Source organism: Streptomyces sp. MMG1533 (assembly GCF_001279775.1).
Taxonomy (GTDB): Bacteria; Actinomycetota; Actinomycetes; order Streptomycetales; family Streptomycetaceae; genus Streptomyces.
In genome coordinates this window covers 66,114-92,341 of record NZ_LGDG01000242.1, presented here as the reverse complement: position 1 = coordinate 92,341, position 26,228 = coordinate 66,114, and the positions used below count along the sequence as shown (strand labels likewise).

General features: G+C 69.9%; 23 protein-coding genes. 11 read left to right on the top strand and 12 right to left on the bottom strand.

All coding sequences use genetic code 11. From position 1 onward, the window contains the following. Together ADK57_RS32870 and ADK57_RS32865 are read right to left on the bottom strand one after the other, a co-directional pair. A partial coding sequence (locus ADK57_RS32870) for an ATP-binding protein (protein ID WP_324612230.1) occupies positions 1–1,389 on the bottom strand: 1,389 nt, incomplete at its 3' end. Between the two features lie 80 nt (positions 1,390–1,469). Next, the gene (locus tag ADK57_RS32865; RefSeq protein ID WP_053753293.1) at positions 1,470–2,009 is read right to left on the bottom strand and encodes a hypothetical protein; all 540 of its coding nucleotides are present in this window, start codon (positions 2,007–2,009) and stop codon (positions 1,470–1,472) included. Between the two features lie 26 nt (positions 2,010–2,035). Between ADK57_RS32865 and ADK57_RS32860 the strand changes: the two genes are divergently transcribed. The 5 genes from ADK57_RS32860 to ADK57_RS32840 all read left to right on the top strand — a co-directional run bounded on the left by ADK57_RS32860 (position 2,036) and on the right by ADK57_RS32840 (position 8,220). Then, on the top strand, positions 2,036–2,899 hold the full coding sequence (locus ADK57_RS32860; RefSeq protein WP_053753292.1) for a 5'-methylthioadenosine/S-adenosylhomocysteine nucleosidase: 864 nt from the start codon (positions 2,036–2,038) through the stop codon (positions 2,897–2,899). Positions 2,900–3,044: 145 nt separating this feature from the next. After that, positions 3,045–4,976: a tetratricopeptide repeat protein gene (locus ADK57_RS32855; protein ID WP_078973470.1), complete on the top strand. Its 1,932-nt coding sequence runs from the start codon at positions 3,045–3,047 to the stop codon at positions 4,974–4,976. A gap of 68 nt (positions 4,977–5,044) precedes the next feature. Further along, positions 5,045–6,427, top strand: coding sequence for an extracellular solute-binding protein (locus ADK57_RS32850; RefSeq protein ID WP_053753291.1), 1,383 nt, complete (start codon positions 5,045–5,047; stop codon positions 6,425–6,427). After that, positions 6,424–7,377, top strand: coding sequence for a carbohydrate ABC transporter permease (locus ADK57_RS32845; RefSeq protein WP_053753290.1), 954 nt, complete (start codon positions 6,424–6,426; stop codon positions 7,375–7,377). Before ADK57_RS32850 ends, ADK57_RS32845 begins: the two co-directional genes overlap by 4 nt. A 3-nt stretch (positions 7,378–7,380) precedes the next feature. Continuing rightward, entirely contained in the window at positions 7,381–8,220 is an 840-nt protein-coding gene (locus ADK57_RS32840; protein WP_053753289.1) for a carbohydrate ABC transporter permease, read from the top strand. A gap of 7 nt (positions 8,221–8,227) precedes the next feature. Here the strand turns inward: ADK57_RS32840 and ADK57_RS32835 are convergent, their stop codons facing one another. Next, the gene (locus ADK57_RS32835) at positions 8,228–8,683 is read right to left on the bottom strand and encodes a PPOX class F420-dependent oxidoreductase (RefSeq protein WP_078973469.1); all 456 of its coding nucleotides are present in this window, start codon (positions 8,681–8,683) and stop codon (positions 8,228–8,230) included. A 178-nt stretch (positions 8,684–8,861) separates the two neighbouring features. Here ADK57_RS32835 and ADK57_RS32830 point away from each other — a divergent pair, with 178 nt between their 5' ends. Then, positions 8,862–9,569, top strand: coding sequence for an XRE family transcriptional regulator (locus ADK57_RS32830; RefSeq protein ID WP_199830732.1), 708 nt, complete (start codon positions 8,862–8,864; stop codon positions 9,567–9,569). An 87-nt stretch (positions 9,570–9,656) separates the two neighbouring features. Here ADK57_RS32830 and ADK57_RS32825 read toward each other — a convergent pair whose 3' ends face one another. Then, a complete protein-coding gene (locus ADK57_RS32825) occupies positions 9,657–10,682 on the bottom strand; it encodes an ATP-dependent 6-phosphofructokinase (RefSeq protein ID WP_053753287.1) in 1,026 nt (341 codons plus the stop codon). Positions 10,683–10,876: 194 nt separating this feature from the next. Between ADK57_RS32825 and pta the strand changes: the two genes are divergently transcribed. The 3 genes from pta to pyk all read left to right on the top strand — a co-directional run bounded on the left by pta (position 10,877) and on the right by pyk (position 15,695). Further along, a complete protein-coding gene (pta, locus tag ADK57_RS32820; protein WP_053753286.1) occupies positions 10,877–12,967 on the top strand; it encodes a phosphate acetyltransferase in 2,091 nt (696 codons plus the stop codon). Continuing rightward, the gene (locus tag ADK57_RS32815; RefSeq protein ID WP_053753285.1) at positions 12,964–14,190 is read left to right on the top strand and encodes an acetate kinase; all 1,227 of its coding nucleotides are present in this window, start codon (positions 12,964–12,966) and stop codon (positions 14,188–14,190) included. The genes pta and ADK57_RS32815 overlap by 4 nt, the downstream gene beginning before the upstream one ends. A gap of 74 nt (positions 14,191–14,264) precedes the next feature. Next, positions 14,265–15,695, top strand: a complete 1,431-nt coding sequence (gene pyk / locus ADK57_RS32810; RefSeq protein WP_053753284.1) for a pyruvate kinase — start codon at positions 14,265–14,267, stop codon at positions 15,693–15,695. 131 nt (positions 15,696–15,826) lie between these two features. On the opposite strand, the gene ADK57_RS32805 is transcribed toward pyk, so the two are convergent. From ADK57_RS32805 to ADK57_RS32790, 4 genes are all read right to left on the bottom strand, one after another. Beyond that, entirely contained in the window at positions 15,827–17,149 is a 1,323-nt protein-coding gene (locus ADK57_RS32805; protein ID WP_053753283.1) for a hypothetical protein, read from the bottom strand. Beyond that, a complete protein-coding gene (locus ADK57_RS32800) occupies positions 17,139–17,738 on the bottom strand; it encodes a DUF6114 domain-containing protein (protein ID WP_053753282.1) in 600 nt (199 codons plus the stop codon). The genes ADK57_RS32805 and ADK57_RS32800 overlap by 11 nt, the downstream gene beginning before the upstream one ends. Before the next feature lie 191 nt (positions 17,739–17,929). After that, positions 17,930–18,574 carry a DUF6230 family protein gene (locus tag ADK57_RS32795; RefSeq protein WP_053753281.1) on the bottom strand — a complete coding sequence of 215 codons (645 nt, stop codon included), beginning with the start codon at positions 18,572–18,574 and terminating at the stop codon, positions 17,930–17,932. A 650-nt stretch (positions 18,575–19,224) separates the two neighbouring features. Then, entirely contained in the window at positions 19,225–20,205 is a 981-nt protein-coding gene (locus ADK57_RS32790; RefSeq protein WP_053753280.1) for a tetratricopeptide repeat protein, read from the bottom strand. Between the two features lie 234 nt (positions 20,206–20,439). Here ADK57_RS32790 and ADK57_RS32785 point away from each other — a divergent pair, with 234 nt between their 5' ends. Then, on the top strand, positions 20,440–21,057 hold the full coding sequence (locus ADK57_RS32785) for a TetR/AcrR family transcriptional regulator (protein WP_053753279.1): 618 nt from the start codon (positions 20,440–20,442) through the stop codon (positions 21,055–21,057). Between the two features lie 2 nt (positions 21,058–21,059). Here ADK57_RS32785 and ADK57_RS32780 read toward each other — a convergent pair whose 3' ends face one another. The 4 genes from ADK57_RS32780 to ADK57_RS32765 all read right to left on the bottom strand — a co-directional run bounded on the left by ADK57_RS32780 (position 21,060) and on the right by ADK57_RS32765 (position 25,040). Continuing rightward, positions 21,060–22,796: an acyl-CoA mutase large subunit family protein gene (locus ADK57_RS32780; protein WP_053753278.1), complete on the bottom strand. Its 1,737-nt coding sequence runs from the start codon at positions 22,794–22,796 to the stop codon at positions 21,060–21,062. Between the two features lie 73 nt (positions 22,797–22,869). After that, positions 22,870–23,208 carry a DUF3817 domain-containing protein gene (locus tag ADK57_RS32775; protein WP_053753277.1) on the bottom strand — a complete coding sequence of 113 codons (339 nt, stop codon included), beginning with the start codon at positions 23,206–23,208 and terminating at the stop codon, positions 22,870–22,872. A gap of 43 nt (positions 23,209–23,251) precedes the next feature. Beyond that, the gene (locus ADK57_RS32770; protein WP_053753276.1) at positions 23,252–23,761 is read right to left on the bottom strand and encodes a MarR family winged helix-turn-helix transcriptional regulator; all 510 of its coding nucleotides are present in this window, start codon (positions 23,759–23,761) and stop codon (positions 23,252–23,254) included. 10 nt (positions 23,762–23,771) lie between these two features. After that, entirely contained in the window at positions 23,772–25,040 is a 1,269-nt protein-coding gene (locus ADK57_RS32765) for an MFS transporter (protein WP_053753275.1), read from the bottom strand. 74 nt (positions 25,041–25,114) lie between these two features. On the opposite strand from ADK57_RS32765, the gene ADK57_RS32760 reads away from it, so the two are divergent. Further along, positions 25,115–26,095 (top strand): ArsR/SmtB family transcription factor, encoded by a 981-nt coding sequence (locus ADK57_RS32760; protein WP_053753297.1) that lies wholly within the window; start codon positions 25,115–25,117, stop codon positions 26,093–26,095. The last annotated feature ends 133 nt before the right edge of the window (positions 26,096–26,228 follow it).

Genomic DNA, 26,228 nt, shown 5'->3' with positions numbered 1-26,228 from the left:
CACCACGCCCGCCCCGAACCCCCGCACCAGGTCATGCACTCGCCACCATCCGCGCCCACTCCCCCGCTCTACAAGGTGCGCACGAGCCAAGGCCTTCAAGTCCCGTACCGGAGGCGCCTCGGCACCGACCAGTGCGGCGACGACCTCGTCGCTCACCTCCGGCCCCGGCGCGAGGGCGAGCAGGCGCAGCAAACGTGCCTGGTCGGACGGCAGTCTGCGGTAGGAGAGTTCGAAGGTGGCGCGGACACTGCGCTCGCCGTCGTCGAAGGGGGCGAGGCGGTCACGGGACTCGGCCAGTTCCGCCACGAGTTCGTTCACCGGCTTGCCCGGGTCCTCCGCCAGCAGAGCAGCCGCGATTTGCAGGGCCAGCGGGAGGTGTCCGCACTGACCGGCGAGTTGCTCGGCCGCGTCGGGGTCGTCGGTGACCCGGGCGTCGTGCGGGTCGGCGATCCGCAGGGCGAGGTCGAGCAGTTCGTACGCTTCTTCCGGACTGAGTTGGTCCAAGGCGACCAGCCGTGCTCCCAGTTGGGGAAGCCGGTCGCGGGACGTGACCAGCACGTGGTGCCGGGCGTCGCCCGGCAGAAGAGGCCGCACCTGGTCCGGCGACGACGCGTTGTCGGCCAGGACCAGCACCGCGCCGCACTCCCGCGCGCGCCGGGCCAGCGCCGAGCGGTAGAGCGCCGCCCGCTCGTCCGCCGTGGCGGGGATGTGTTCCGGTTGGGTGCCCAGCGCGCGGAGCAGGGCTTGGAGGGCCCGGTCGGCGGTGACGGGCTCCTGGTCGTAACCGTGCAGGTCGATGAAGAGGACCCCGCCGGGGAACCAGCCCCGCTCACAGGCCAGGTACGCGGTCTCCACGGCGAGCGCGGTCTTGCCGATGCCGCCGAGGCCGGACACGGCGGCGACGAGGACCGCCGGGGACTGTGACGTCCGTGCCCCGGCCGGATGCAGCGCCCGCAGCAACGCCGCCGTCTCGTCCTCCCGGCCGGAGAATCCGCCGAGCCTCGGCGGCAGGCCGGCCATCGCCTCGGGTACGGCAACCCCGCCCTGCTGGATCACCACTTGTACGCCGACCACCTCGCGCAGGAAGACTCCGCCCCGGAAGTCGGTGTGGTCGCCGTCGTACCAGGACGTCCCACTGCCCGGCGCGTACCGCTCCATGGCCCGGGCGAGGGCACCTGCGCCCCGCGGATCGGCCGCGAGCAGCTCGGCCACCGCCCCGCCCCACTCTCGTACGGCTTCTCTCCGTGCCGGGTCCGTCGCCGCCTCGGCGATTTCCCGGGCGGATGCCCCGCCGCCCAGCCCCACCGCCTGCGCCAGCTTCTCCACTGCCCGGCGTCCGACATCCCCGCCCGCGCCCTCGGTCAGGGCCGCCAGTAGCGCCGCTTCCATCCGCCCGTTCCCTACCCGTGCTCTTCCCCCCGTCGGCCCGCTCATGGCCGTGCGTCAACGGTACGGCGTCAGGCTGGAGTTCACGCGGCCTTCGCGTACCACACGACCTGCGAGGCAAGCCCGGCCACGGCGAGCGCCTCCGCCACCGACAACGCGACGAGCAGCCCGCCACCGTCGCCGTCCACCCAGAACACCACCAGCGCGGCCAACGGCACGGCACAGAACGCCGTCAGGTCCACCAGGGTCTGCACGGCCTTCCGCGACCTGCGCCGCGCATCCCCGCGATGCGCGGTCTCCCAGCCGAACGCCTCGAATCCACCACCCGGTTCGGCCAGCGCGGCGAGCCGAGGCGCCAACTCGCCCCGCACATATGCCCCGATCGCCGAGATCTTCTCGTCGTTCACGAGGTAGGTCCACCCGAGCACCACGCACACCGGTGGCAGCGCGAGCAGCATCGACGCCTGCTTCGCCTGCGCGGCCGCTGCGATGACGGCGGCCACGACGGCCAACGTCACGTAGAGCAGGTTGTCCCGAAACCCGATCCGTGCCTTCTGCTCGTCCTTGACGCTCTGGTACTCGGCGAGCAGCAACTGCCCGACGGTGACGTCCTGTTCCGGCACTCGATTCCCTTCCCCCGGCGTACCTTATGAGTGTGCCGGAGACCCAGCCCACCGCTCTCGTCCTGACCGCACTCCCCCTCGAATACGCCGCCGTCCGCACGCACATCGAGAATCGGGAGGAGCTCGTCCACCGCGACGGGACCCGGGTCGAACAGGGCCAACTGCCCGGCAGTTCCTGGCATGTTGCCATCGCCGAGCTGGGCATGGGCGCCGAGCGCGCGGCGGCTCTCACCACGCAGCTCATCAACTGGCTGCGTCCCGAGGCCGTCCTCTTCGTCGGTGTCGCCGGCAGTCTGAAGGACGACGTCGGAATCGGAGACGTCGTCGTGGGCACGCAGGTGTACGAGATCCACGGCGGCAAGCAGACACCCGAGGGTTTCCTGGTCCGGCCGAAGGCGTTGCCGGGCTCGCACGCGATGGAACAGGCGGCCCGTTCCGCAGTGCGGGACATGCCCGGCGTGCGGACGCACTTCATGCCGATCGCCACGGGTGACGTGGTCCTGGCGGACGCCGAATCCGAGATCGCCCGGCGCCTCCGCAGGAACTACAACGACGCCGGCGCGATCGAGATGGAGGGCTCCGGGGCAGCTCACGCGGCCCATCTGAACGGCGGGTTGGACGCCCTGGTGATCCGGGGCATCAGCGACCGAGCCAACGCGGACAAACACAAGGCCGACGCCTCGGGTTCGCAGAAGCTCGCCGCAGCGCAGGCAGCCTCGGTGACGGTTGCGGTGCTGCACAAGCACCGGCCCCGCGAGGGTTCATCCGACTCCGAGGAGCGTCCCCATCGCCGCGGGCAGGACGGAGTCACGTACGGCGGCGATCACATCGACTTCCGGGGCGGCACCTTTTACGGCCCCGTCACCGGCAAGACGACCGGACGGCAGTAGCGGCAGGGGCACCACTCACGGCCCGGTCCCCCGTGCGACCGCCACCCTGCCGCCCCGCCCCTTGGACTTCACCGGCCGATCGGCGGAACTGGACCGCCTGATTCCGCACCTGGCACCCGACGAGGACGACACGTCCGCGCTGCCTCTGCTCATCTTCGCGGTCACCGGCATGGGCGGCATCGGCAAGACCGCGCTGGCGGTGGAGGCGGCGCACCGGGCGCGGGCGCAGGGCTGGTTCCCGGGCGGGACGCTCTTCGTGGACCTGCGGGGATACGACGAGAACCCGGTCACGGCTGATCAGGCGGTCTTGGCTCTGCTCGACGCGCTCGGCGTACGCGACCGGGACCTGCCGCCGACGTCGGAGCGCCAGTACGACGCATATCGCGCACTCCTCGCCGAACGGCGGGACCGGATGCTGCTGATCCTGGACAACGCGTCGGACCCGTCCCAGTACCTGCCGCTGCTGCCCGGCACGGACCATCACCGGGTGCTCATCACGTCCCGGGACCGTCCTGACGCCCTACCGGTACGCCTCATCAACCTCGAAACCCTTGGCCCGGATGACTCCGTCCTGTTGGTGACCCGCGCCCTGCACCACACCGACGAGCGCGACGACCGCCCAGCCCGGGAACCGGACACGCTGCGCGAACTGACAGATCTCTGCGGCCACTTGCCCCTGGCCCTCCAAATCGCCGTCGGCATGCTGCGTCGGCGGCGCCACCGGGACATCGCCTCGCTGGTGGCCGAGATCCGGAACGCCGATGATCCGACCGTCGTTCTCGACCACGGCAGCCCAGGGACGGACCTTTACGGCCGCTCGCTCGTCCTGCGCCCCGTTTTGGAGACCTCCTACCGCCGATTGCCGCTCGAACAGGCCCGGTTGCTGCGTCTGCTCTGCGTTGCTCCGGGTGCGGAGACCGGCGCCGAGGCGATCGCCGCTCTGGCCGACCTCGGCTTGGAGGCCGCGCTGTGTCTGTTGGAGGATCTGGCGGCCACATATCTCGTCGCGCCGGTGCGGTGCGTCGATGGGACAGCTCCGGCCATGCGGTGGCGGGTTCATGACCTGGTGCGGGCGTTTGGGGCTGGTGTGGTGGCCGGGGAGGCGGGGTTACGGGAGGAGGGAGAGGAAGCGCGGGAGCGTCTGTTGGAGTTCTACCGGCGGGGGGCAGACGCGGCGAATGCCCGGCTGCTGTGGCTCAAGGGAATGCCGGTGCCGGAGCGATTCGCGGACCGGGGGCAGGCGCTGGCGTGGCTGGACGGGGAGCGGGCGGGGTTGGTGGCGGCGACGCAGTGGGCGGGTGATGAGCGGCATGCGCACGCGGCGGTGGCACTGGCCTCATCCCTCGAGGAGTATCTGCGCTGGCGGCGGCACTTCGACGACGGACTCACGGTCGCGCGCGCCGCGCAGGAGGCCGCCCACCGCGCCGGGGACCGCCACCGGGAGGGCTGCGCATGGAACGACCTGGGCCTCGCCCTGCTTGGGGCAGATCGGAAGGGGGAGGCTGTCGACGCCCACACCCGCGCCCTCGATCTTTTCCAGGCCCTTGGGGACCGCTACCGCGAGGCCATGGCGTGGAACAACCTCGGCGCTGCTCTGAGGAAGACGGGCAGTGTCCAACAGGCGATCGTCGCCCACACTCGCGCCCGCGACCTGTGCCAGGCCATCGGGGACCGCCGCCGCGAGGCCAGTGTCTGGAACAACCTCGGTATGGCCCTGCGGGAGGCTGGCCAGGTGGAGGAGGCGATCAAGGCCTTCACCCGTGCCCGTGACCTGTCACACGCCGCAGGGGACCGCCACGGCGAGGGAAGGGCATGGAACAACCTCGGCAACGCCCTGCGGAAGAGCCGGGGTAAGCAGGCGATCGAGGCATACAGCGAGGCCCTGGAGATCCACCGAGAGTTCGAGGATTGGTACGGCGCAGGCCGGACCCTGAGCAACCTTGCCCGCGCCCATAAGGCCGCCCACCGCCCCGCCGAAGCCCGCACCGCCTACCTCCGAGCCGCCGAAGCCTTCACCCGCGCCAACGCCCCGGAAGAGGCCTCCCGTGCCCAATCCGCCGCACACGCATTGACCTGACTAGACCACTCCTCTTACGTTCACCGGGCAGCCATCCCGGCCACAACGACGTGAGCCCGCAGGAGGTCATGCCCGTGCGCCCCACCGCCGCCCGCCCAACTGCCCTGCTGATCGCCCTTGTTGCCGTCGCAGCCACCGCCTGTGGAGGCGGCTCCGGCAGCGACCCGGACACCGTCAAGGTCTCCTTCAAGCAGTCCACGGACAACTCGATCCACGTCATGGACGACTACCTCGCCGGCATCAAGAAGCAGTTCGAGAAGGCCAACCCCGGCAAGAAGGTCGAGCTCGTCCCCATCAAGGCCCCGGACTCGGAGTACTACACCAAGCTCCAGCAGATGCTCCGCTCCCCCAAGACCGCCCCGGACCTGGTCTACGAGGACACGTTCCTCATCAACTCGGACATCACCAGCGGGTACCTGAAGCCCCTCGACCCGTACCTCGCCAAGTGGCCGGACTGGAACCGGTTCCTCGACACGGCGAAGACCGCGGCGAAGGCCGAGGACGGCAAGACGTACGGCGTCCCGGACGGCACCGACACCCGAGGACTCTGGTTCAGCAAGGACATCTTCCAGAAAGCCGGCCTGCCCGCCGACTGGCAGCCGAAGACCTGGGACGACGTCCTCGGCGCCGCCCGCACGATCAAGGCCGAGGTCCCCGACGTCATCCCCCTGAACGTCTACACGGGCAAGCCGGTCGGCGAGGCCGCCACCATGCAGACCTTCGAGATGCTTCTCTACGGCACCGACGACGCCGAGAACCAGAGCCAGGACCCCCTCTACGACCGCACGTCGAAGAAGTGGGTCGCCGGAAGCGACGGCTTCAAGGACTCCCTCGCCTTCGTCGAGACCGTCTACAAGGAGAAGCTCGGCCCGGACATCGAAGACGCACTCGACCCCAACGTCATGACCAGGGTCCGCGGCGAATGGCTCCCGCAGGGCAAGCTCGGTATCGCCCTCGACGGCTCCTGGCTCCCGCAGGACTGGCTGCCCGGCAGCGGTCACGAGTGGCCCGAGTGGTCGGACGAGCTCGGCCTCGCCGCGATGCCCACCCAGCACGGCCAGGCTCCCGGCAAGGTCAGCATGTCCGGCGGCTGGACCTGGTCGATCCCGGACAAGGCGGCCAACCCCGACCTCGCCTTCGAGTTCGTCAAGACGATGCAGACGAAGGCGAACGCCCAGAAGTGGTACATCGCCAACTCGGGGATCGCCGTACGGAAGGACGTCGCCGACGATCCCGCCTACGCCAAGGCGCAGCCCGGCACCGAGTTCTTCACGGACCTGGTCGCGAGCACGCACTACCGGCCCGCCTACCCGGCGTATCCGAAGGTCTCCACCGCGATCCAGGAGGCGATGGAGGGCGTGACGACGGGCGACATGTCCGTCCAGGAGGCTGCCCGGGCTTACGACGACGAGCTCGAGAACGCCACGGACAACCAGGTGGTCGAGAGGTGACCACCGCAGCCCCGCACGCGACGGGCGGCCCGGGGGCGGCGAAGTCCCCCTCGGGTCCGCCCACCTCCCGGTCGGCCACCACCTCCCCGAAACTCCACCGCGGCCTCACCCGCGCCCTCCCCGTCACCCCCGCCCTGGTCCTCCTGCTGCTCTTCCTCGCCGGCCCGATCGCCTACTGCGCCTACATCGCCTTCACCGACCTCCAGCTCACCGGGCAGGCGCAGTCGTCGTTCGTGGGCTTCGAGAACTTCCGCACGGCGTTCCAGGACGAGGAGTTCCTCAACGCCGTATGGCTGACGCTGGTGTTCACCGTCGTCTCGTCGCTGATCGGGCAGAACACGCTCGGGCTGGCACTCGCCTCCCTCATGCAGCGCGCCTCGAAGCCGGTCCGCACGCTGACCGGCGGGATCGTGATCACGGCGTGGGTGCTGCCGGAGGTGGTCGCCGGCTTCCTGCTCTACGCCTTCTTCCGCCGCGAGGGCACCCTGAACGCCATCCTGGACTGGCTCCGCCTCCCGTCCCAGAACTGGCTGTTCACGCTGCCGATCCTGGCGGTGTCGTTCGCGAACGTCTGGCGGGGGACGGCCTTCTCGATGCTCGTGTACTCCGCCGCACTCAACGAGATCCCCAAGGAGATCACGGAGGCGGCCGAGGTGGACGGCGCGGGCGGGTGGCGGCGGATGTGGCACATCACGCTGCCGATGATCCGGCGTTCCATCGGCACGAACCTGATGCTGAATACCCTCCAGACCCTCTCCGTCTTCGGTCTGATCTGGGTGATGACGAGGGGCGGCCCGGGCGACAAGAGCCAGACGCTGCCCCTCTTCATGTACGAACAGGCCTTCCAGAACAGCATGATCGGCTACGGCACCGCGGTGGCCCTCCTCCTGCTGCTGGTCGGCTCCCTCTTCTCCGTCGTCTACATGCGCCTGCTGCGGACGGAGGTCTGAAATATGGCACTCGGACTCGCCGACCGCCGCCGGAACCGCCGCCTGGCCGCCGACTCGGGGCTGCTCGCGTTCGCCGCCGCCTTCGCGCTGCCGCTGGCCTGGGTGGTCCTGTCGTCCCTGGACCCGCACGCCGACCTCCGGGTGAAGGCCCCCGACGGCCTCACCCTGGACAACTTCGACGCGATCCTGACGCCGGAGATCACCTTCACCCCGCTGCTGAACAGCCTGATCCTGTGCGGCGGCGCGACGCTGCTGACCGTGGTGTGCGCGGCGCCGGCGGCGTACCCCCTGTCCCGCTTCAGGTCCCGCCTGAACCGCCCCTTCCTCCTCACGATCCTCTTCGCGACGAGCCTGCCCATCACGGCGATCATGGTCCCGGTGTACGCGCTGTTCGTCCAGGTCGACCTGATCGACACGATGCACGGCACGATCCTCTTCTTCGCGGCCTCTCAACTCCCCTTCGCCATCTGGCTGATGAAGAACTTCATGGACGGAGTGCCGAAGGAACTGGAGGAGGCGGCCTGGACGGACGGCGCCTCCTCACTCCAATCCCTGATCCGGATCGTGCTCCCCCTCATGGGTCCGGGAGTCGCCGTGGTGACGGTCTTCTCCTTCGTCATGATGTGGGGGAACTTCTTCGTCCCGTTCATGCTGCTGCTCACCCCGGACCAGTTGCCGGCCTCCGTCAGCATCAACGAGTTCTTCGGCAACCGGGGCATGGTGGCGTACGGCCAGCTGGCGGCGTTCTCGATCGTCTACTCGACGCCGGTGATCCTGCTGTACGTGCTGATCGCCCGGCGACTGGGGGGCGGGTTCGCGCTGGGCGGGGCGGTCAAGGGGTGAGCCCCTGTCACTCCGGCAGCACTCCCGGCCGGAACGGCTCCACCCCCACCACCCTGCGCACCCGCACCGGCTCGATCAGCAGCATCACCCGTCGCTCACCGGGGAGCAGCCACGGGTAGCGGTCCTCGCCGATGTACTTCCGTGTGAGCCGGTCCATCGAGCGCTCCGCCTCCTCCCCCTCCACGAACCGGACGACCCGCCCCCGGATCTCCACCCGGTCGTAGGGGTTGTCGGGGTCGTGATGGGAAAGGGAAACGTTCGGATTGCGCCGCAGGTTCTCCTCCTTCACACGGCCGATCGCCGTGTTGACCATGACGTACTCGCCTTCGATGTCCGCCCACATGGGCGAGACCTGCGGAGTGCCGTCCGGGCCGACCGTCGCGAGGTGCCAGAAGTTCGGCGCCTGCAGACGCTCGCGAATATGCCCCTCTACCTTGCCATTCACCTCGTACACGAAAGCCACGCTCCTCCCGGGTGCCCGTCCGGGCGGCCCGCCGCCATCCTCGCCACCGCCCCCGTGCCGTCGACAGACGATCTTCGGCCACCCCGAACAGGCGGCCGGAACCGTACCTTCCTACAATCCGTGATCCTGGCCGAACAGAACGTAGTCAACGCAGCCCCGCGCCCCTACGTTGTGGCCCGTGCGCCGACCCCCAGCTCTCCCGAACCAGCCCGGTCCCCCGTTCAACGCCCCCGCCGCCCGCAGACTCCGTGCCGCGCTCAGCATGGGGCCCGAGCACGTCGCCTATGGCATGCGCGTCTCGTTCGGGCTGCCCTATGTCACCCCGGACCTCGTCATGGCCTGGGAGCGCGGGGCGACCTCCCCCACCAGCCCCGAACTGACCGCTCTCGCGGGTGTGTTGTGGTGTTCACCCGGTGAACTCATCGACAGACCACGGACCTTGCGCGAGCACCGCATCATCCGCGGCCTCGCGCCCGAGGACGTCGCGCGCGGCGTCGGGCTCGAACTCCTCGCGTATCTCCACATGGAGGAGCACGACGAATGGCGCGGCACCGACCGTCAGTCCGCCGCGCTCGCCGACCTGCTCGACCTGTCGCTCCCGGACTTCGTCACCGTCACGGGGCGCGAGGTACGGCTCGCCGAGCACCTGCGCAGTGCCGTCACCACCCGCTGGCAGGCCTACGTCCGCCCGGTCGCGAAGCTCGTGTCCCTGGACCGGCGCCTGGTGGAGGACACTCTCCAGGAGCTGCACCGGGAGTACCAGGGGCAGATGGTCGCCACGCTCAGCTGGGGTGGCGACGGCGGTCCCGCCGGTGAGTCCGGCCGGGACTTCCTCGACCGGATCGTGGCCCGGTTCTGGACCACGGTCCGGAACAACACCGGATAACCGGACAGCAGGCAGCACACAGCCGACGGCGGACAGCAGGCAGCAGGCAGCAGGCAGCAGGCAGCAGGCAGCAGGCAGCAGGCAGGTCTAGAAGACCGACTCCGCCTCGTCCATCCGGTCCTTCGGCACCGTCTTCAGCTCGGTCACGGCCTCCGCCAGCGGCACCATCACGATGTCGTTGCCCCGCAGTGCGGTCATCCGCCCGAAATCGCCCCGGTGCGCGGCCTCGACCGCGTGCCAGCCGAAGCGGGTGGCGAGGACGCGGTCGAACGCGGTGGGCGTGCCGCCGCGCTGGACGTGACCGAGGATGACCGGCTTGGCCTCCTTGCCGAGGCGGCGCTCCAGCTCGTACGCCAGTGCCGTGCCGATGCCCTGGAAGCGCTCGTGGCCGAACTGGTCGATCGCGCCCTTGCCGTAGTCCATGGTGCCGTCGGCGGGGTGGGCGCCCTCGGCGACGCAGATCACGGCGAACTTCTTGCCGCGGGAGAAGCGCTCCTCGACCATCTTGACCAGGTCCGCCGGGTCGAAGGGCCGCTCGGGCAGGCAGATGCCGTGGGCGCCGGCCGCCATGCCGGACTCCAGGGCGATCCAGCCCGCGTGCCGGCCCATGACCTCGACGACCATGACGCGCTGGTGGGACTCGGCGGTGGTCTTGAGGCGGTCCATGGCCTCCGTGGCGACGCCGACCGCGGTGTCGAAACCGAAGGTGCGGTCGGTGGAGGAGATGTCGTTGTCGATGGTCTTCGGGACGCCGACCACCGGCAGGCCCGCATCGGACAGCATCCGCGCGGCCGTCAGCGTGCCCTCGCCGCCGATCGGGATCAGCGCGTCGATGCCGAAGTCGCGGGCTTCCTCGGCCGCGTTCTCGCAGGCCTCGCGCAGCCGGTCACGTTCCAGGCGGGAGGAGCCGAGGATGGTGCCGCCGCGGGCCAGGATGCCGCTGACGCCGTTCAGGTCCAGGGATCGGTAGCGGCCGTCGAGCAGACCTGCGTAGCCGTCCTCGAAGCCGATGACCTCGTCGCCGTAATTGTCGACCGCTCGGTGCACGACCGACCGGATCACGGCGTTCAGGCCGGGGCAGTCGCCACCTGCGGTGAGAACTCCGATGCGCATCGTGCTGTGTCTCCTGCTCGCTGTTGATACCGGTGAGCCGAGTTCGATTCTTTCACGTCCCGCAGGTGGGCGCGGCACCCGAGCCTGACGGGCGCCTTATCCATCGCGGGAGGTACTGTCAAGGGGGTTCTGCTCACCTCGGTGGGCGATTTTTGTGACAGCACCGAAAACCACCCACGAAACGGAGAACACGCGTGACCCGCAGCGTGTACGTGACCGGTATCGACCGCGGCGACGGCCGCCAGGTCGTCGAGCTGGGGGTCATGGAACTCCTGACCCGGCAGGTCGACCGGGTGGGCGTGTTCCGTCCGCTCGTCCACGACGGCCCCGATCGACTGTTCGAGCTGCTGCGGGCGCGCTACCGGCTGTCGCAGGACCCGGGCACCGTCTACGGCATGGACTACCACGAGGCGTCCGCCCTCCAGGCCGAGCGGGGCGCCGACGAACTGGTGTCGACGCTGGTCGACCGCTTCCACCTCGTCGCGCGCGACTACGACGTCGTCCTCGTCCTCGGCACCGACTACGCCGACACCCAGTTCCCCGACGAGCTGTCCCTCAACGCCCGGCTGGCGAACGAGTTCGGCGCCTCCGTGATCCCCGTGGTCGGCGGCCGCAAGCAGACCGCCGAGTCCGTGCTCGCCGAGACCCGCAACGCCTACCGGGCATACGAGGGCCTCGGCTGCGACGTCCTCGCCATGGTCGCCAACCGGGTCGCCCGCGAGGACCGGGACAAGATCGCCGAGCAGCTCGACACCCGCCTCCCCGTCCCCTGCTACGTCCTGCCCGACGAGCCCGCCCTCTCGGCGCCGACCGTCGCCCAGGTCGCCCACGCCCTCCGCGCCAAGGTCGTCCTCGGCGACGACTCGGGGCTCGCCCGGGACGCGCTGGACTTCGTCTTCGGCGGTGCGATGCTGCCGACCTTCCTGAGCGCCCTGACCCCGGGCTGCCTGGTCGTCACCCCCGGCGACCGCGCCGACCTGGTCGTCGGCTCGCTCGCCGCGCACAGCGCAGGCACCCCGCCGATAGCGGGCGTCCTGCTCACGCTGAACGAGGTACCGAGCGACGCCGTCCTCACCCTCGCCGCCCGCCTCGCCCCCGGCACCCCGGTCCTGTCGGTGCCCGGCAACAGCTTCCCCACCGCCGCCGAGCTCTTCTCCCTGGAGGGGAAGTTGAACGCGGCGACCCCGCGCAAGGCGGAGACCGCGCTCGGCCTCTTCGAGCGGTACGCCGACACCGCCGAGCTCAACCGGCGGGTCTCCGCACCGAGCAACGACCGTCTCACGCCGATGATGTTCGAGCACAAGCTCCTGGAGCAGGCCCGCTCCGACCGGCGGCGCGTCGTCCTGCCCGAAGGCACCGAGCCGCGCGTCCTGCACGCCGCCGAGGTCCTGCTGCGCCGCGGGGTCTGCGACCTCACCCTGCTCGGCCCGGTCGACCAGATCCGCAAGAAGGCCGCCGACCTGGGCATCGACCTCGGCGACGCCCAGCTGATCGACCCGGCCACCAGCGACCTGCGCGACTCCTTCGCCGAGAAGTACGCGGCGCTGCGCGCCCACAAGGGCGTCACGGTGGAGCTGGCGTACGACGTCGTCTCCGACGTGAACTACTTCGGCACGCTGATGGTTGAGGAGGGTCTCGCCGACGGCATGGTGTCGGGCTCGGTGCACTCCACGGCCGCGACCATCCGCCCCGCCTTCGAGATCATCAAGACCAAGCCGGACGCCGACATCGTGTCGTCCGTCTTCTTCATGTGCCTCGCCGACAAGGTCCTCGTCTACGGCGACTGCGCGGTGAACCCGGACCCGAACGCCGAGCAGCTCGCCGACATCGCCATCCAGGCGGCCGCCACCGCCGGGCAGTTCGGTGTGGAGCCGCGGATCGCGATGCTGTCGTACTCGACCGGTACGTCCGGCTCGGGCGCCGACGTCGACAAGGTGCGCCAGGCGACCGAGCTGGTGCGCTCGCGGCGGACCGACCTGAAGATCGAGGGGCCGATCCAGTACGACGCGGCCGTCGAGCCGACCGTGGCGGCGACCAAGCTGCCGGGCTCCGAAGTCGCCGGCCAGGCCAGCGTGTTGATCTTCCCGGACCTCAACACCGGCAACAACACCTACAAGGCCGTGCAGCGTTCGGCCGGCGCGATCGCCGTGGGGCCGGTGCTGCAGGGTCTGCGCAAGCCGGTCAACGACCTGTCCCGGGGCGCGCTCGTCCAGGACATCGTCAACACCGTCGCCATCACGGCCATCCAGGCCCAGTCCCCGATCGAGAAGGCCACCGCCCAGTGAGCTCCAGCCGCGTCCTCGTCCTCAACTCCGGCTCCTCGTCGGTGAAGTACCAGCTGCTCGACATGCGCGACAGCAGCCGGCTGGCCGTGGGCCTCGTCGAGCGCATCGGCGAGGAGACCTCCCGGCTGAAGCACACACCGCTCACCACGGGCGCCTCGCGCGAGTGGACCGGCCCGATCGCCGACCACGAGGCCGCGCTGAAGGCCGTGGCGGACGAACTGGCGAAGGACGGGCTCGGCCTCGACTCGGCGGAGCTGGCCGCGATCGGGCACCGGGTGGTGCACGGCGGGAAGTCCTTCACCGAGCCGACCGTCATCGACGACACCGTGCTGGCGGAGATCGAGCGGCTGATCCCGGTGGCCCCGCTGCACAACCCGGCCAACCTGACCGGCATCCGCACCGCCCAGGCGCTGCGGCCCGACCTCCCCCAGGTCGCGGTCTTCGACACCGCCTTCCACACCACGATGCCGGAGTCGGCCGCCCGCTACGCGATCGACGTGAAGACCGCCGACGAGCACCGGATCCGGCGCTACGGCTTCCACGGAACCTCGCACGCGTACGTCTCCCGGGCGACGGCGAAGCTGCTGGGCAAGGCGCCTGAGGAGGTGAACGTCATCGTGCTGCACCTCGGCAACGGGGCGTCCGCCTCCGCGGTCAGAGGCGGACGGTGCGTCGAGACCTCCATGGGGCTGACGCCTTTGGAGGGGCTCGTGATGGGTACGCGCTCCGGAGACATGGACCCGGCCGTCATCTTCCATTTGATGCGCGTTGGCAAAATGTCCACGGACGAGATCGACACTCTCCTCAACAAGAAGAGCGGATTGATCGGTCTGTGCGGGGACAACGACATGCGGGAGATCCGCCGCAGGGTCGATGCGGGTGACGAACAGGCACAGCTGGCCTTCGACATCTACATTCACCGCCTGAAGAAGTACATCGGCGCCTATTACGCGGTGCTCGGCCGGGTGGACGCGATCGCGTTCACGGCCGGGGTCGGCGAGAACGCGGCGCCGGTGCGGGAGGCCGCCGTGGCGGGCCTGGAGGAGCTGGGCCTGGGCGTGGACGGCGAGCTGAACGCGATACGCAGTGACGAGCCGCGGCTGATCTCGCCCGCCCACGCGCGCGTGGCGGTCGCCGTGGTTCCGACGGACGAAGAACTGGAAATCGCCACCCAGACTTATGCACTGGTTGCACCGGATGCACTGGTCGAAAAGAGCAACTGAGCGCCCGCCCGCCCATTTGTATCTTCCGCCAGACGGAATATTCCGTAGCGAAACAAACCGATAGGATCGCCCCCATGCGCCGTTCGAAAATCGTTTGCACTCTCGGCCCCGCGGTCGACTCCCACGATCAGCTCGTTGCGCTGATCGAAGCCGGCATGAACGTGGCCCGCTTCAACTTCAGCCACGGCTCGCACGCCGAACACCAGGGGCGGTACGACCGTGTCCGCGCCGCCTCCAAGGAGACCGGCCGCGCCATCGGCGTCCTCGCCGACCTGCAGGGCCCGAAGATCCGCCTGGAGACCTTCGCCGAAGGCCCGGTCGAGCTGGAGCGTGGTGACGAGTTCGTCATCACCACCGAGGACGTGCCCGGTGACCGGCACATCTGCGGTACGACCTACAAGGGCCTGCCCGGTGACGTGACCAAGGGCGACCAGATCCTCATCAACGACGGCAACGTCGAGCTGAAGGTCACCGAGGTCGAAGGCCACCAGGTGAAGACGATCGTCATCGAGGGCGGTGTCGTCTCCGACCACAAGGGCATCAACCTGCCCGGCGCGGCCGTGAACGTCCCGGCACTGTCCGAGAAGGACGTCGAGGACCTGCGCTTCGCGCTGCGCATGGGCTGCGACATGGTCGCGCTGTCCTTCGTGCGGGACGCGAAGGACGTCTCGGACGTCCACAAGGTGATGGACGAGGAGGGCCGCCGGGTCCCCGTCATCGCCAAGGTGGAGAAGCCGCAGGCGGTGGAGAACATGGAGGACGTCGTCGCGGCGTTCGACGCCGTGATGGTGGCCCGTGGCGACCTGGCCGTCGAGTACCCGCTCGAGAAGGTCCCCATGGTGCAGAAGCGCCTGATCGAACTGTGCCGGCGCAACGCCAAGCCGGTGATCGTGGCGACCCAGATGATGGAGTCGATGATCACCAACTCCCGTCCGACCCGCGCCGAGGCCTCCGACGTGGCCAACGCGATCCTGGACGGCGCGGACGCGGTCATGCTGTCGGCGGAGTCCTCCGTGGGCGCGTACCCGATCGAGACGGTCAAGACGATGTCGAAGATCGTCACGGCTGCGGAGCAGGAGCTGATGTCGAAGGGCCTGCAGCCGCTGGTCCCCGGCAAGAAGCCGCGTACGCAGGGTGGTTCGGTCGCCCGTGCCGCCTGCGAGATCGCCGACTTCCTCGGCGGCCGCGGCCTGGTGGCCTTCACCCAGTCCGGCGACACCGCCCGCCGCCTCTCGCGCTACCGCGCGGTCCAGCCGATCATCGCGTTCACCACGGACGAGTCCACCCGCAACCAGCTGACGCTCAGCTGGGGCGTCGAGTCGCACGTCGTGCCGTTCGTGGCCAGCACCGACGAGATGGTCGAGCTGGTCGACCAGGAGATCACCAAGACCGGGCGCTTCAACCCGGGCGACACCGTCATCATCACGGCCGGATCGCCCCCCGGCGTCTCCGGCACCACCAACATGCTCCGCGTCCACCACCTCGGCGGCGGCGCACGCGACTGACGGTCCCCCAAGGGTCCTTTGCGGCCCGGCCCTTGAAGGACGTGAAGGGCCCTGTACGGCGCTGAGGGCGCCCCCTGTGGCCAGGGGGCGCCCTCAGCTGTGTGCGGCTCCCGAACGGGCTTGTGGCGGCCTCAGTCGGTCGTGTACTGCTGCATCCCGGGGACGTGCAGCGTTCCGCCGAACTGGGCGGCCTGGGTGATCTTCACGTTGGTGAAGTAGATCAGCGGGATGTTCAGCGGGGGCGGGTTCTCCGGGTCGAACGTGATCGGGATCAGGCCGAACAGGTTGCCGGAGATGCTCTCGGTGTACATCACCGTGTCGCCGTCGGTGATCGTGGAGGTCGTGCCCTTGCCCGCCTGTACGTGGTAGGTCTTGTCGTGCTCCTTGACCAGCTGGTGCAGGTCGCCGATGTCGGTGCCGCCGGAGACCACGTACTTCAGGACCTTCTTGGTCTTGCCGCTGGCCGTCTTCACCTCGACGACGCCCTGGTAGTCCGCGCCCTTCAGCGTCAGCGAACTGGCCTCCAGGTACCAGGGATCGTCCGCAACCGCGATCTTGTTGTCGACGTCGCCCTCGGCCTCGGTGGCGGCCGGGCAGTCCTCGGCGTCCGTCGTGGAGCTCGCGGAGGGGCTGGGAGTGGCCGTGGCGTCCTCGGCCGCCTCCTCCGCCGCCTTCGTGGCGTCCTCGGCCGCCTTCGTCGCCGTGTCGGTCGTGTCCTTCACGGTGTCGTCGACCGTGCCGGTGACCTTCTCGGTCGTCTCCTTGACGGCGTCGGAGGTGTCCGCGCCGTCCGTGCCGCCCGTGCTCTCCGAGGCGGAGGGGGACGCGGTCGGTGTCGGGCTCGCGCTCTCCGACGCCGCGTCACCGCCCGTGAAGATGCCGGTGATCGCGTCGCCTATGTCCTCCAGCAGGTTGCCCCCGCTGTCGGACGGCGAGGGGCTCGCCGTGGCGGTGTCGCCGGAGGAGGAGTTGCTCTCCTTGCTCGGCGAGGCCGAGGCGGACGGGGTGGGGTCGGCCTTGTCGTCGGAACCTGAATCCGACGAAGAGGAGTCACCCGAGCCCGAGTTGCCCGAGTCCGAGGAGGACGTCGCCGAGGGGCTCGGCTCCGCCGCGTCGCCCTTGTCGTCGTCCGTCGAGGCGTCGTCGCTCGTCGACGCGGACGGCGACGGCGTGCCCGAGGCGGACGCGCCGTCCTCGTCGAGGGCCTCGAGGCAGTCCTTGTACTCGTCGGCCGTCAGGCTCTTCGAGGTCGGCTGCTCGTCGGCGAGCGCGAGGGTCGGCGTGAACCCGATGCCCATGAGGACCGCCGTCGGCATCGCCGCCATGGCTATCGCCTTGCCGGCCGGCATGTGGAACCTGGTGAACAGCGGCTTCTTGGGCGCGGCGTGACGAGGACCCGTTCTCGCCCCGCCCGAAGCCGCGGGACTCTCGCCGCCGATCTCGTCAGCCGACACGGTACCCCCCGTTCGAGTCGTCGGCCAAGGCAGCTTCGGGTGTGCGGTCCGTCGGACCGCCGGTCGCGGGGTCCTGCGCGAAGCGCGGCTCCCCCGGCTCACCGAACTCGCCCGCGGCGCTGCCGGGAGGCGTGGCGCCCTCTGTCGAGGGGCCCTTGTCCGCGTCGCCCTGTCCGGCGCCCGCCGCCTCCGCCTTGCCCGGCGCCCACGAGATGGCGAGCGCGCCGCCGAGCATCCCGAGCAGGAAGCCGATGATGAACCCGCCGATGTTGGAGACCACCAGGGACACCAGGGCGAGGACGATCGCGGCGACGCCTGCGAAGACGCGCGTGGCCTGCTGGAACCACATGGTCAGGCCCAGCGTGAACAGCAGTACACCGATGATGAGGGAGCCGGCACCCGCCGTGGTCGCCATGGCGAGCGACATGGTGCCCAACTTGAGGGTGGCGTACGGGAAGTAGGCGATCGGCACCCCGCCGAGCAGGGTGAAGAGGCCTGCCCAGAACGGCCGGGTGCCCCGCCAGTCACGGAATCGCAGACGCAACCGGGTGAACGTCCCGGCGCTCTGGACCGGAGTCTCGGCACTCATGGAAAACAGCTCCCTGGGTCCGGATGATGTACGTACCGGCTCGGCCGTAGGCATGGAGAAGCCGGAAGTCTGGGTATGTTCAAGTGCCCGGCGCGAGGCGTCGAGCCGGACGTGCGGGGCGGAGAAGCGATGAACTCCCCCGCCCCCATGGGCAGCTCAGCTGTCCAAGGACGCCCCTGCGGCCGAAGCCGTCAGAAGCACTCCATCTTGGAGTCGGTACCGAGACGCATCTTCAGGCCGCTGAGCTTGAAGGTGCCGGCAGTGGTCGCCCACGCCGTCTGCTCGACCTTCGTCAGGTCGGCAGAGTCGGCCTGCTGGGCGAAGCCGCCAGGCAGGACGTTGTCGCCCTTCTTGACGGCAGGGCCCTTGGTCTGGTCCTGGACCGCAACACCGATGTCGATGTTGTTGAACGTCGCGTCGGCGTCGAGCTGGGCGACGTCGATGTAGAGGTTCTTGGCCTCGACCTTGTGATCTGCGTCCGGCCCGGCGTCGAGACGGAGGTAGATCGTCTTCCCTATGAGGGGGATCTCCGTCTTGACCGACTGGCACATCTTGGTGATCTCGGCGGTCTGGAACGACGAGATCGCGACGGGGCGAACCGTCTTGGTCTTGCCATCGGTCGACGTGTAACCGGTGTCGATACCGCCGTACTGGGCGAAGCCCTCACCGTGCAGATGTCCCGCCGACACCTTGAATTCCTGGCCGGACACGCTGAACGACGCGGCCAGCGCACCCTGCGCAAGCCCGACACCCACAGCCGCGGCCGCGGCGACGCTGGGCACCATGACCACAGCGAACCGCTTCCATCTGGTCCCGCCACGCACCTGGGACTCCATATTTCCTCCTTCTCGGACGTACATCTCCTGGCCCTGACTGCCCCTGTCGATGAGACGGCTCAGCCGGGCAGGGATGGGAGAAGTGCTACGTCCTCGGGAAGGGGAGCGCCCGCGCTCGGAGGCGCGAACCGCACCCGAATCACCGGCGATCACCCCCGAGCGACAACCACTGGTCGCGCCTGACACGCATCACGCACAACCTTGCTGGACAGGCTTCGCCGAGACGGCGAAGACCCCCCTGCCCAAGAGCCGACTCCACTGCCGTCGGCCCTACTCGGTGGGGACCCTGGGTTCCCGTCGACCCAACCGGCTGTCGGGGTACGGGAATGGACCGAGCGTCGCCGATCGTGGTGCATTCTCGCCGCCGACACAAGGGGGTTCGTTACTCGCTAGTAACGGCCGGATAACCGAACAACGACCCGCGGGTCTCGGTCGACAACGCTGGGTGTCAGATGGTGGTCGGACAAAACCATTGATCGTTGGACAGATTCCGACAGATCAACGGCCCGGACTTACTCCAAGTAACAGCGGCCGCGATTACCAAGATTTGGTAAAGCGCGGCCGCACTGGCCTCGTGTCGGCCAATCTTTCACTCGGGCATCACATGCCGTGACGTTTAGGGACTGGTCAGAACCGGCCTCCCGCCCCGGTCAGAACAGGGCGCGCGCCAGCGCCCTGCGCGCCGCCGCCACCCGCGGATCGTCGCCGCCGACGACCTCGAACAGCTCCAGCAGCCGAAGACGTACGGCATCCCGGTCGTCACCCACAGTGCGCTGCACGGTCTCGATCAGCCGCCCGAACGCGTCCTCCACGTGCCCGCCCACCAGATCCAGGTCGGCGGCGGCGATCTGCGCCTCGGCGTCGGCAGGCTTGTCGGCCGCGTCCTTGCGCACCTGCTGCGGGTCCATCCCCTGCACGCGATGGAGCAACTCGGCCTGGGCCAGGCCCAGTTTGGCCTCGCTGTTGCCCGGGTCGTCGCTCAGTACGTTCTTGTACGCCTGGACCGCACCGCCGAAGTCCCCCGCGTCCAGGGCGTGTACGGCGGCTTCGAGGAGCGCGTCGTACGGCCCCGCGGGCATGGCGGGAGCGGCCTCCGCGACGGCACCCGGCGCGGCGTCGGGGTCGACGGTCAGACCGGTGAGCCCGAAACGCTGCTCCGCCACCTCCACCAGCTGGTCCAGGGTCTGCCGGATCTGCGCCTCACCGGCGGCACCCTGGAAGAGCGGCAGCGCCTGCCCGGCGACCACCGCGAAGACGGCCGGGATGCCCTGGATCCCGAACTGCTGCATCAGCATCTGGTTGGCGTCTACGTCGATCTTGGCGAGGACGAAGCGTCCGTTGTACTCGACGGCGAGCCGCTCCAGGACGGGGCTCAGCTGCTTGCAGGGCTGGCACCACTCGGCCCAGAAGTCGATGACGACGGGCACTTCGGCGGACCGCTGCAGGACATCCCGCTCGAACCCTGCTTCATCGACGTCGATGACGAGATCGGCCGGCGAGGCGCCACCGGCGCCGCCGCCCTGCCGGGCGGCTTCGGCCCGCGCCTGCTCCGCCTTGGCCTTGGCCTCCTGGGCCGCTTTCACCGCGGCGAGGTCTACGACTCCGCTCATGGACATGTTCCGTGGCTGCATGCGTACATCCTCCCCCGTTCGCGCGCCCATGTGAAAAGCGTGGTGAAAGCCGGTCATGCCTTCGGGTGTTCGGCGCCGGGTCCCCACCCCACGCCGTGCGTGTGCGTCGCTCGTGTACGTCCGTCACGAGCTTTCGCTACGAGTCGTAGCGTAATGGCACCGAGTGCCTCCGGAACAGCGGCATCCGGTGATCTCCCTCACTGGGACACAGGAACGGCCGGTTATGGTCGTTGGATGCAGAGCCGCACCCCCGCCAGCCGCACCGGGCGTCCGCGCAGCGCCGCCGCGGACGCCGCGATCCTGGCCGCGACGCGGGAGGCCCTGGTCGAGCTCGGCTGGTCGAAACTCACCCTGGGAGACGTGGCGACCAGGGCCGGGGTGGCGAAGACGACCCTCTACCGCCGGTGGGCCGGCAAGAACGAACTCGTCGTCGACGCGGTGGCGGAACTCTTCGACGAGCTGGAGCTCCCCGACCGCGGCACCCTCGCCGCCGACATCGAGGGCGTGGTCCTGCAGTTCGCGGCGATCCTCGCCCGGCCGGAGGCGAAGAGCGGCCTGATGGCGGTGGTCGCGGAGTCGATACGGGACGACGCACTGCGCGAACGCATCCGGGCGTCGATCGTGGAGCGCCAGAAGCGGTTGGTCCTGGAGGGCCGGTCACGGGCGCAGGCGCGCGGCGAACTCCCCCCGGAGCCGAACCCGGAGGAAGCCGCCCGCACGGTGGACCTGATCTTCGACATCGTCGCGGGCGCGGTGGTCCACCGCACCCTGGTGAGCGCGGAGCCTGCGGACGAGGAGTGGGTGCGCAGCTTCACGAGGATGCTGCTCCTGGGTCTCGGCAGCGCCGCGTAGCGTCAGAACCCGGCGGGCTCCGTGTAGACCCCCCACTCGTCCCGCAGCACCCCGCAGATCTCACCCAGCGTCGCCTCGGCCCGTACGGCGTCCAGCATCGGCCCGATCATGTTGGAGCCGTCCCGCGCGGCCGCGAGCATCGCATCCAGGGCGGCCCGCACACCGGCCTCGTCCCGGGCGGCCTTCCGTGCCCCCAGCTCCCGTACCTGCTCCCGCTCCACCTCGTGGCTGACGCGCAGGATCTCCAGGTCGCCGGTGACGGATCCGTGGTGGACGTTCACCCCCACGACCCGCTTGTCGCCCTTCTCCAGGGCGCGCTGGTACTGGAAGGCCGACTCGGCGATCTCGCCGGTGAACCAGCCGTCCTCGATGCCGCGCAGGATCCCGGAGGTGATCGGCCCGATGGGGTGCTGCCCGTCCGGGTGCGCCCTGAGGCCCCGCTCCTTGATCTGCTCGAAGATCTTCTCGGCCTCCGCCTCGATCCGGTCCGTCAGCTGCTCGACGTACCACGAACCGCCCAGCGGATCGGCCACGTTGGCGACCCCGGTCTCCTCCATCAGCACCTGCTGCGTGCGCAGGGCGATCTCGGCGGCCTGCTCGCTCGGCAACGCCAGCGTCTCGTCCAGCGCGTTGGTGTGCAGCGAGTTGGTGCCGCCGAGCACGGCGGCCAGCGCCTCCACGGCGGTCCGCACCACGTTGTTGTACGGCTGCTGGGCGGTCAGCGAGACCCCGGCGGTCTGGGTGTGGAAGCGCAGCCACTGGGCCTTGTCGCTCTGCGCGCCGTACACGTCCCGCATCCACCGCGCCCAAATCCTGCGCGCCGCGCGGAACTTGGCGATCTCCTCGAAGAAGTCGAGGTGCGCGTCGAAGAAGAAGGACAGACCAGGTGCGAAGACATCGACGTCGAGCCCGCGCGAGAGCCCCAGCTCCACGTACCCGAATCCGTCCGCCAGCGTGTACGCCAGTTCCTGCGCGGCCGTCGAGCCGGCTTCGCGGATGTGGTAGCCGGAGACGGACAGCGGCTTGTAGGCGGGGATGCCGGACGCGCAGTACTCCATCAGGTCGCCGATGAGGCGCAGGTGCGGCTCGGGCTGGAAGAGCCACTCCTTCTGGGCGATGTACTCCTTGAAGATGTCGGTCTGGAGCGTGCCGTTGAGCACGGCCGGGTCGACGCCCTGCCGTTCGGCGGCGACGAGGTACATGCAGAAGACGGGCACGGCGGGCCCGGAGATCGTCATGGAGGTGGTGACGTCGCTCAGCGGGATGTCCTTGAACAGGACCTCCATGTCCGCCGCCGAGTCGATGGCGACACCGCAGTGCCCGACCTCGCCGAGCGAACGCGGGTCGTCGGAGTCGCGGCCCATGAGCGTCGGCATGTCGAAGGCCACGGACAGTCCTCCGCCGCCGTTGGCGAGGATCATCTTGTAGCGCTCGTTGGTCTGCTCGGCGTTCCCGAACCCGGCGAACTGCCGGATGGTCCAGGTACGCCCCCGGTAACCGGTCGCGTACAGGCCGCGGGTGAAGGGGTACTCCCCCGGCCAGCCGATCCGCTCGAAGCCCTCGTAGGCGTCCCCGGGGCGCGGCCCGTACACCGGCTCCACGGGGTCCCCGGAGAGCGTCGTGCGTGTCCAATCCCTTGGGGGCTTCGCCCCCGAAGCCCCGGCCGCCTCGCGCGTGCGTGAAGCGTCGTACCGGGCCTGCCAGCGTCGGCGGCCCTCTTCGATGGCGTCAGCGTCCATGCTTCGAATTTACTAGGACGTCCTAGTAAATGTCGATGGCTGACCGCCGTACGCAACCCGTACGGCGGTGGAACTACGCCTTGGCGACCGCCGGAGAGTCCTCGGCGATCTTCCCCTCCAGCTCACGGCTGACCTTGCGCTCCACGAAGAAGGCGGCCGTGGGGATCGTCCCGGCCAGCAGCACCCACAACTGCTTGGAGACCGGCCACTTCGCCTTCGAGCCCAGGTCGAACGCGAAGACCAGGTAGACGACGTACAGCCAGCCGTGCGCGATGCCCACGACACGGGTGAAGCCGTCGGCGCCGTCCATGTCGAGCAGGTACTTGGCGATCACGCCGAAGGTCAGCAGGACCAGCAGGACACCGGTGACGTAGGCCATGACGCGATAGCGGGTCAGCACGCTCTTTTTCATGCGTACGAGCGTAACCACGCACTCCGGGCGATCTTGCCCCGGGTCAGTCCTCGTCGAAGTCGTGCGCCGACACCCGCAGCGGCCTCAGCATCGCGAAGATCTCCGCGCACTCCTCGGCGTCGTACACCCCGAGCCCGAAGTCCATCGCCATCAGGTCGCGGGTCGCCGCCTCGACCACCTCGCGCCCCTTGTCGGTGATGACGGCGAGCGTGCCGCGCCCGTCGTTGGGGTTGGGCTTCCTGTCGACCAGGCCCGACTTCACCAGCCGGTCCACGGTGTTCGTCACGGAGGTGGGGTGCACCATGAGCCGCTCGCCGATCTTGGACATGGTGAGCTCGCCGGCCTTGGAGAAGGTGAGCAGGACCAGCGCCTCGTACCGCGCGAACGTCAGTCCGTACGGCTTGACCACCGCGTCGACCTCGGCGAGCAGGATCTGGTGGGCGCGCATGATCGAGGTGATCGCGGCCATGGACGGCACGTTTCCCCAGCGCCGCTTCCAGAGTTCGTCGGCGCGGGCGATGGGATCGAAGGGGAGACTGAGGGGCTTCGGCACGGCAAAGACCTTACCGGCCGGTCACATCGTGGTCAGCCCTGTCTCGCCTTTCGGTCCGCCGGGCTTCCAGGGCCAGCAGCACACAGCACACCGTCCCCAGCACTCCCGCTCCCGTCACCGTCGCGGCCACCCCGGCGAACTCCGCCGCCACCCCCGCCAGTGCCATGCCCACGCCCTGGATCGTCATCAGCCCGGCGGTGAGCAGCGTCATGGCCCGCCCGCGCAGCTCCCGGGGCACGGCCCGTACGAACCACTGGTCCAGGCCCAGCGTGTACGCCGCCCCCGCCCCCGAGACCACCAGGAGCAGCAGCGAGACGGCGAGGCCGGGGCGGAGCGCGTAGCCGAGGTACGGGAGCAGCGTGCAGCAGACCAGCGGGAGGGCGATCCGTTCGCGGGCCGCGGGGCGCAGCCGGGAGCCCGCGTACAGCTCTCCGGCGATCGCGCCGACCGGCAGCGCGCACATCAGCAGGCCGAGGCCCACGGAGCCGACGCCCAGATCGTCGGCGTACGGAGCGGCCAGCGCCTCGGGCGCGACGGAGAACATCGGCGGCAGCCAGAACATCAGGAGCAGCACCCGCACCCGCCGGTCGGCGAGCACCTGCCGGGCCCCCTTCAGGGAGTCCTTGACCAGTGCGCTCCCGTTTCCGGCCCGGGCGGGGCGGCGCCGGGTGCCGAAGCGGAGCAGCGCGGCCGAGGCGCAGAAGGTGCCCACGGTGATCAGCAGGGCGTGGCGCGGGGAGACGACGGTGAGCAGCAGGCCGCCGAGCCCGAATCCGACCAGCAGCGCGCTCTGCGAGACGATCCGCAGCAGGGAGCGACCGAGCACGAACAGGTCGCCGTCGCCCAGGATCTCGGCGAGCGTGGCCATCCGGGTCCCCTGGAACACCGGCGAGACGACCGCGACGCAGCAGCGCATGGCGAGCAGTACGGCGATGGGGGCGCCCGGCGTCACCATCAGCGCCACGCACCCCGCGCACACCAGGTCGCACACCACCAGCACGCGCCGGGCCGGGAAGCGGTCGGCGACTGACGCGAGCAGGGTCCCGCCGACCAGGTACGGCAGGAAGCCCAGCGCGAAGGTCAGCGCGCTCATCAGGGGCGAGCCGGTGAGGTCGTAGACGAGGACGGACAGCGCGACCTCGCTGACGATCACGCCGAGCAGGGAGAGCGCGTGGGCGGCGAAGACCGCGCGGAACTCGCGGACGGTGAAGAGGCGGGCGTAGCCGGTGGGGCGGGGTGCGGCGGGCAGGGTTGCGAGGGCCTCGGTCTCTTCTGGCATGAGAGGCAGCGTGCTCGCGCCGGGCCGGGCACCCTAGAGTTTCGGCTCCAGCCGAATCTTCTTCAGGGGTGGCCGTGCCGTCGCGACTGCGTTTCGGGGAGGACGACTTCCTCCGGTGCCGGTTCGCCGTGTCGCCGCTGTGGGAGACGCAGGAGGTGGTGCGCACGCTCAAGCGGCCCGACCGGCACGGCTATCACGCGCACTGGCTGCGCCTGATCCGTACGGCGGCCGCCGGGCTCGACCTCGCCCCGCTGTGGCTGCTGATGCCCCGGCGCGGCCACTCCCCCGACTGGCTGTGCCCGCCGCCGACCGGCCCGGTGACCGGTTTCGAGGAGGAGCTCGCCGCGGTCCGTGCCGCCGACCCGGAGGCGGCCCGCGAGGACACGGCCCGCTCGCTCGCGGACACCCCCGGCGCGCTCGAATCGCCGCGGGGCCGGGCCTGGATGGCGAACCCGGAACAGATGATCCGGGAACTGTCCGAGGTCATGGAGGAGGTGTGGCACACCCTCGTCGAGCCGGACTGGCCGCGGCTGCGCGCCCTGCTGGAGGCGGACGTGGCCTTCCACTCGCGCCGGCTGGCCGAGGTCGGCCTGGGCGGGCTGCTGCCGGAGATCAACCGGCGCTGCGGCTGGAGTGAGGGGACGCTGACCGTCGAGTGGAAGGGCGAGCACGAGCGGAACCTGGACGGGCAGGGCCTGGTGCTGATGCCGAGCGTCTTCAGCTGGCCGGACCTCGTCAGCAGCTTCGACCCGCCCTGGCAGCCGACCCTGGTCTACCCGGCCCGGGGCATCGGCGGCCTGTGGGCCGAGCCCGCCGACCGCACCTCCGACACGCTCGTACGGCTGCTCGGCCGCGGCCGGTCCGCCGTCCTCACCGCTCTCGACGAACCCGCCACCACGACCGCCCTCGCCCACCGGCTGGGCCTCGCGCCGTCGTCGGTGTCGGCGCATCTGACGGTCCTGCGCGACGCGGGTCTGCTGACCGCGCGACGCTACGGCCATCAGGTGCTGTACGAGCGCACCCCGCTGGGGATCGCACTGGCGGCGGGCGGCTGAGGGAGGGGCCGGGCCTGTGCTTCGTACCGGGCTCGCTCGTGCCGGCGAGAGCGAGGGGCATTCCCCCGCGCCAGGGCGTGTTGCGAAAGTCCCGTCGTTCGCCCGGAGGGCGGGCCCTGCGGCGTCTGGTGCG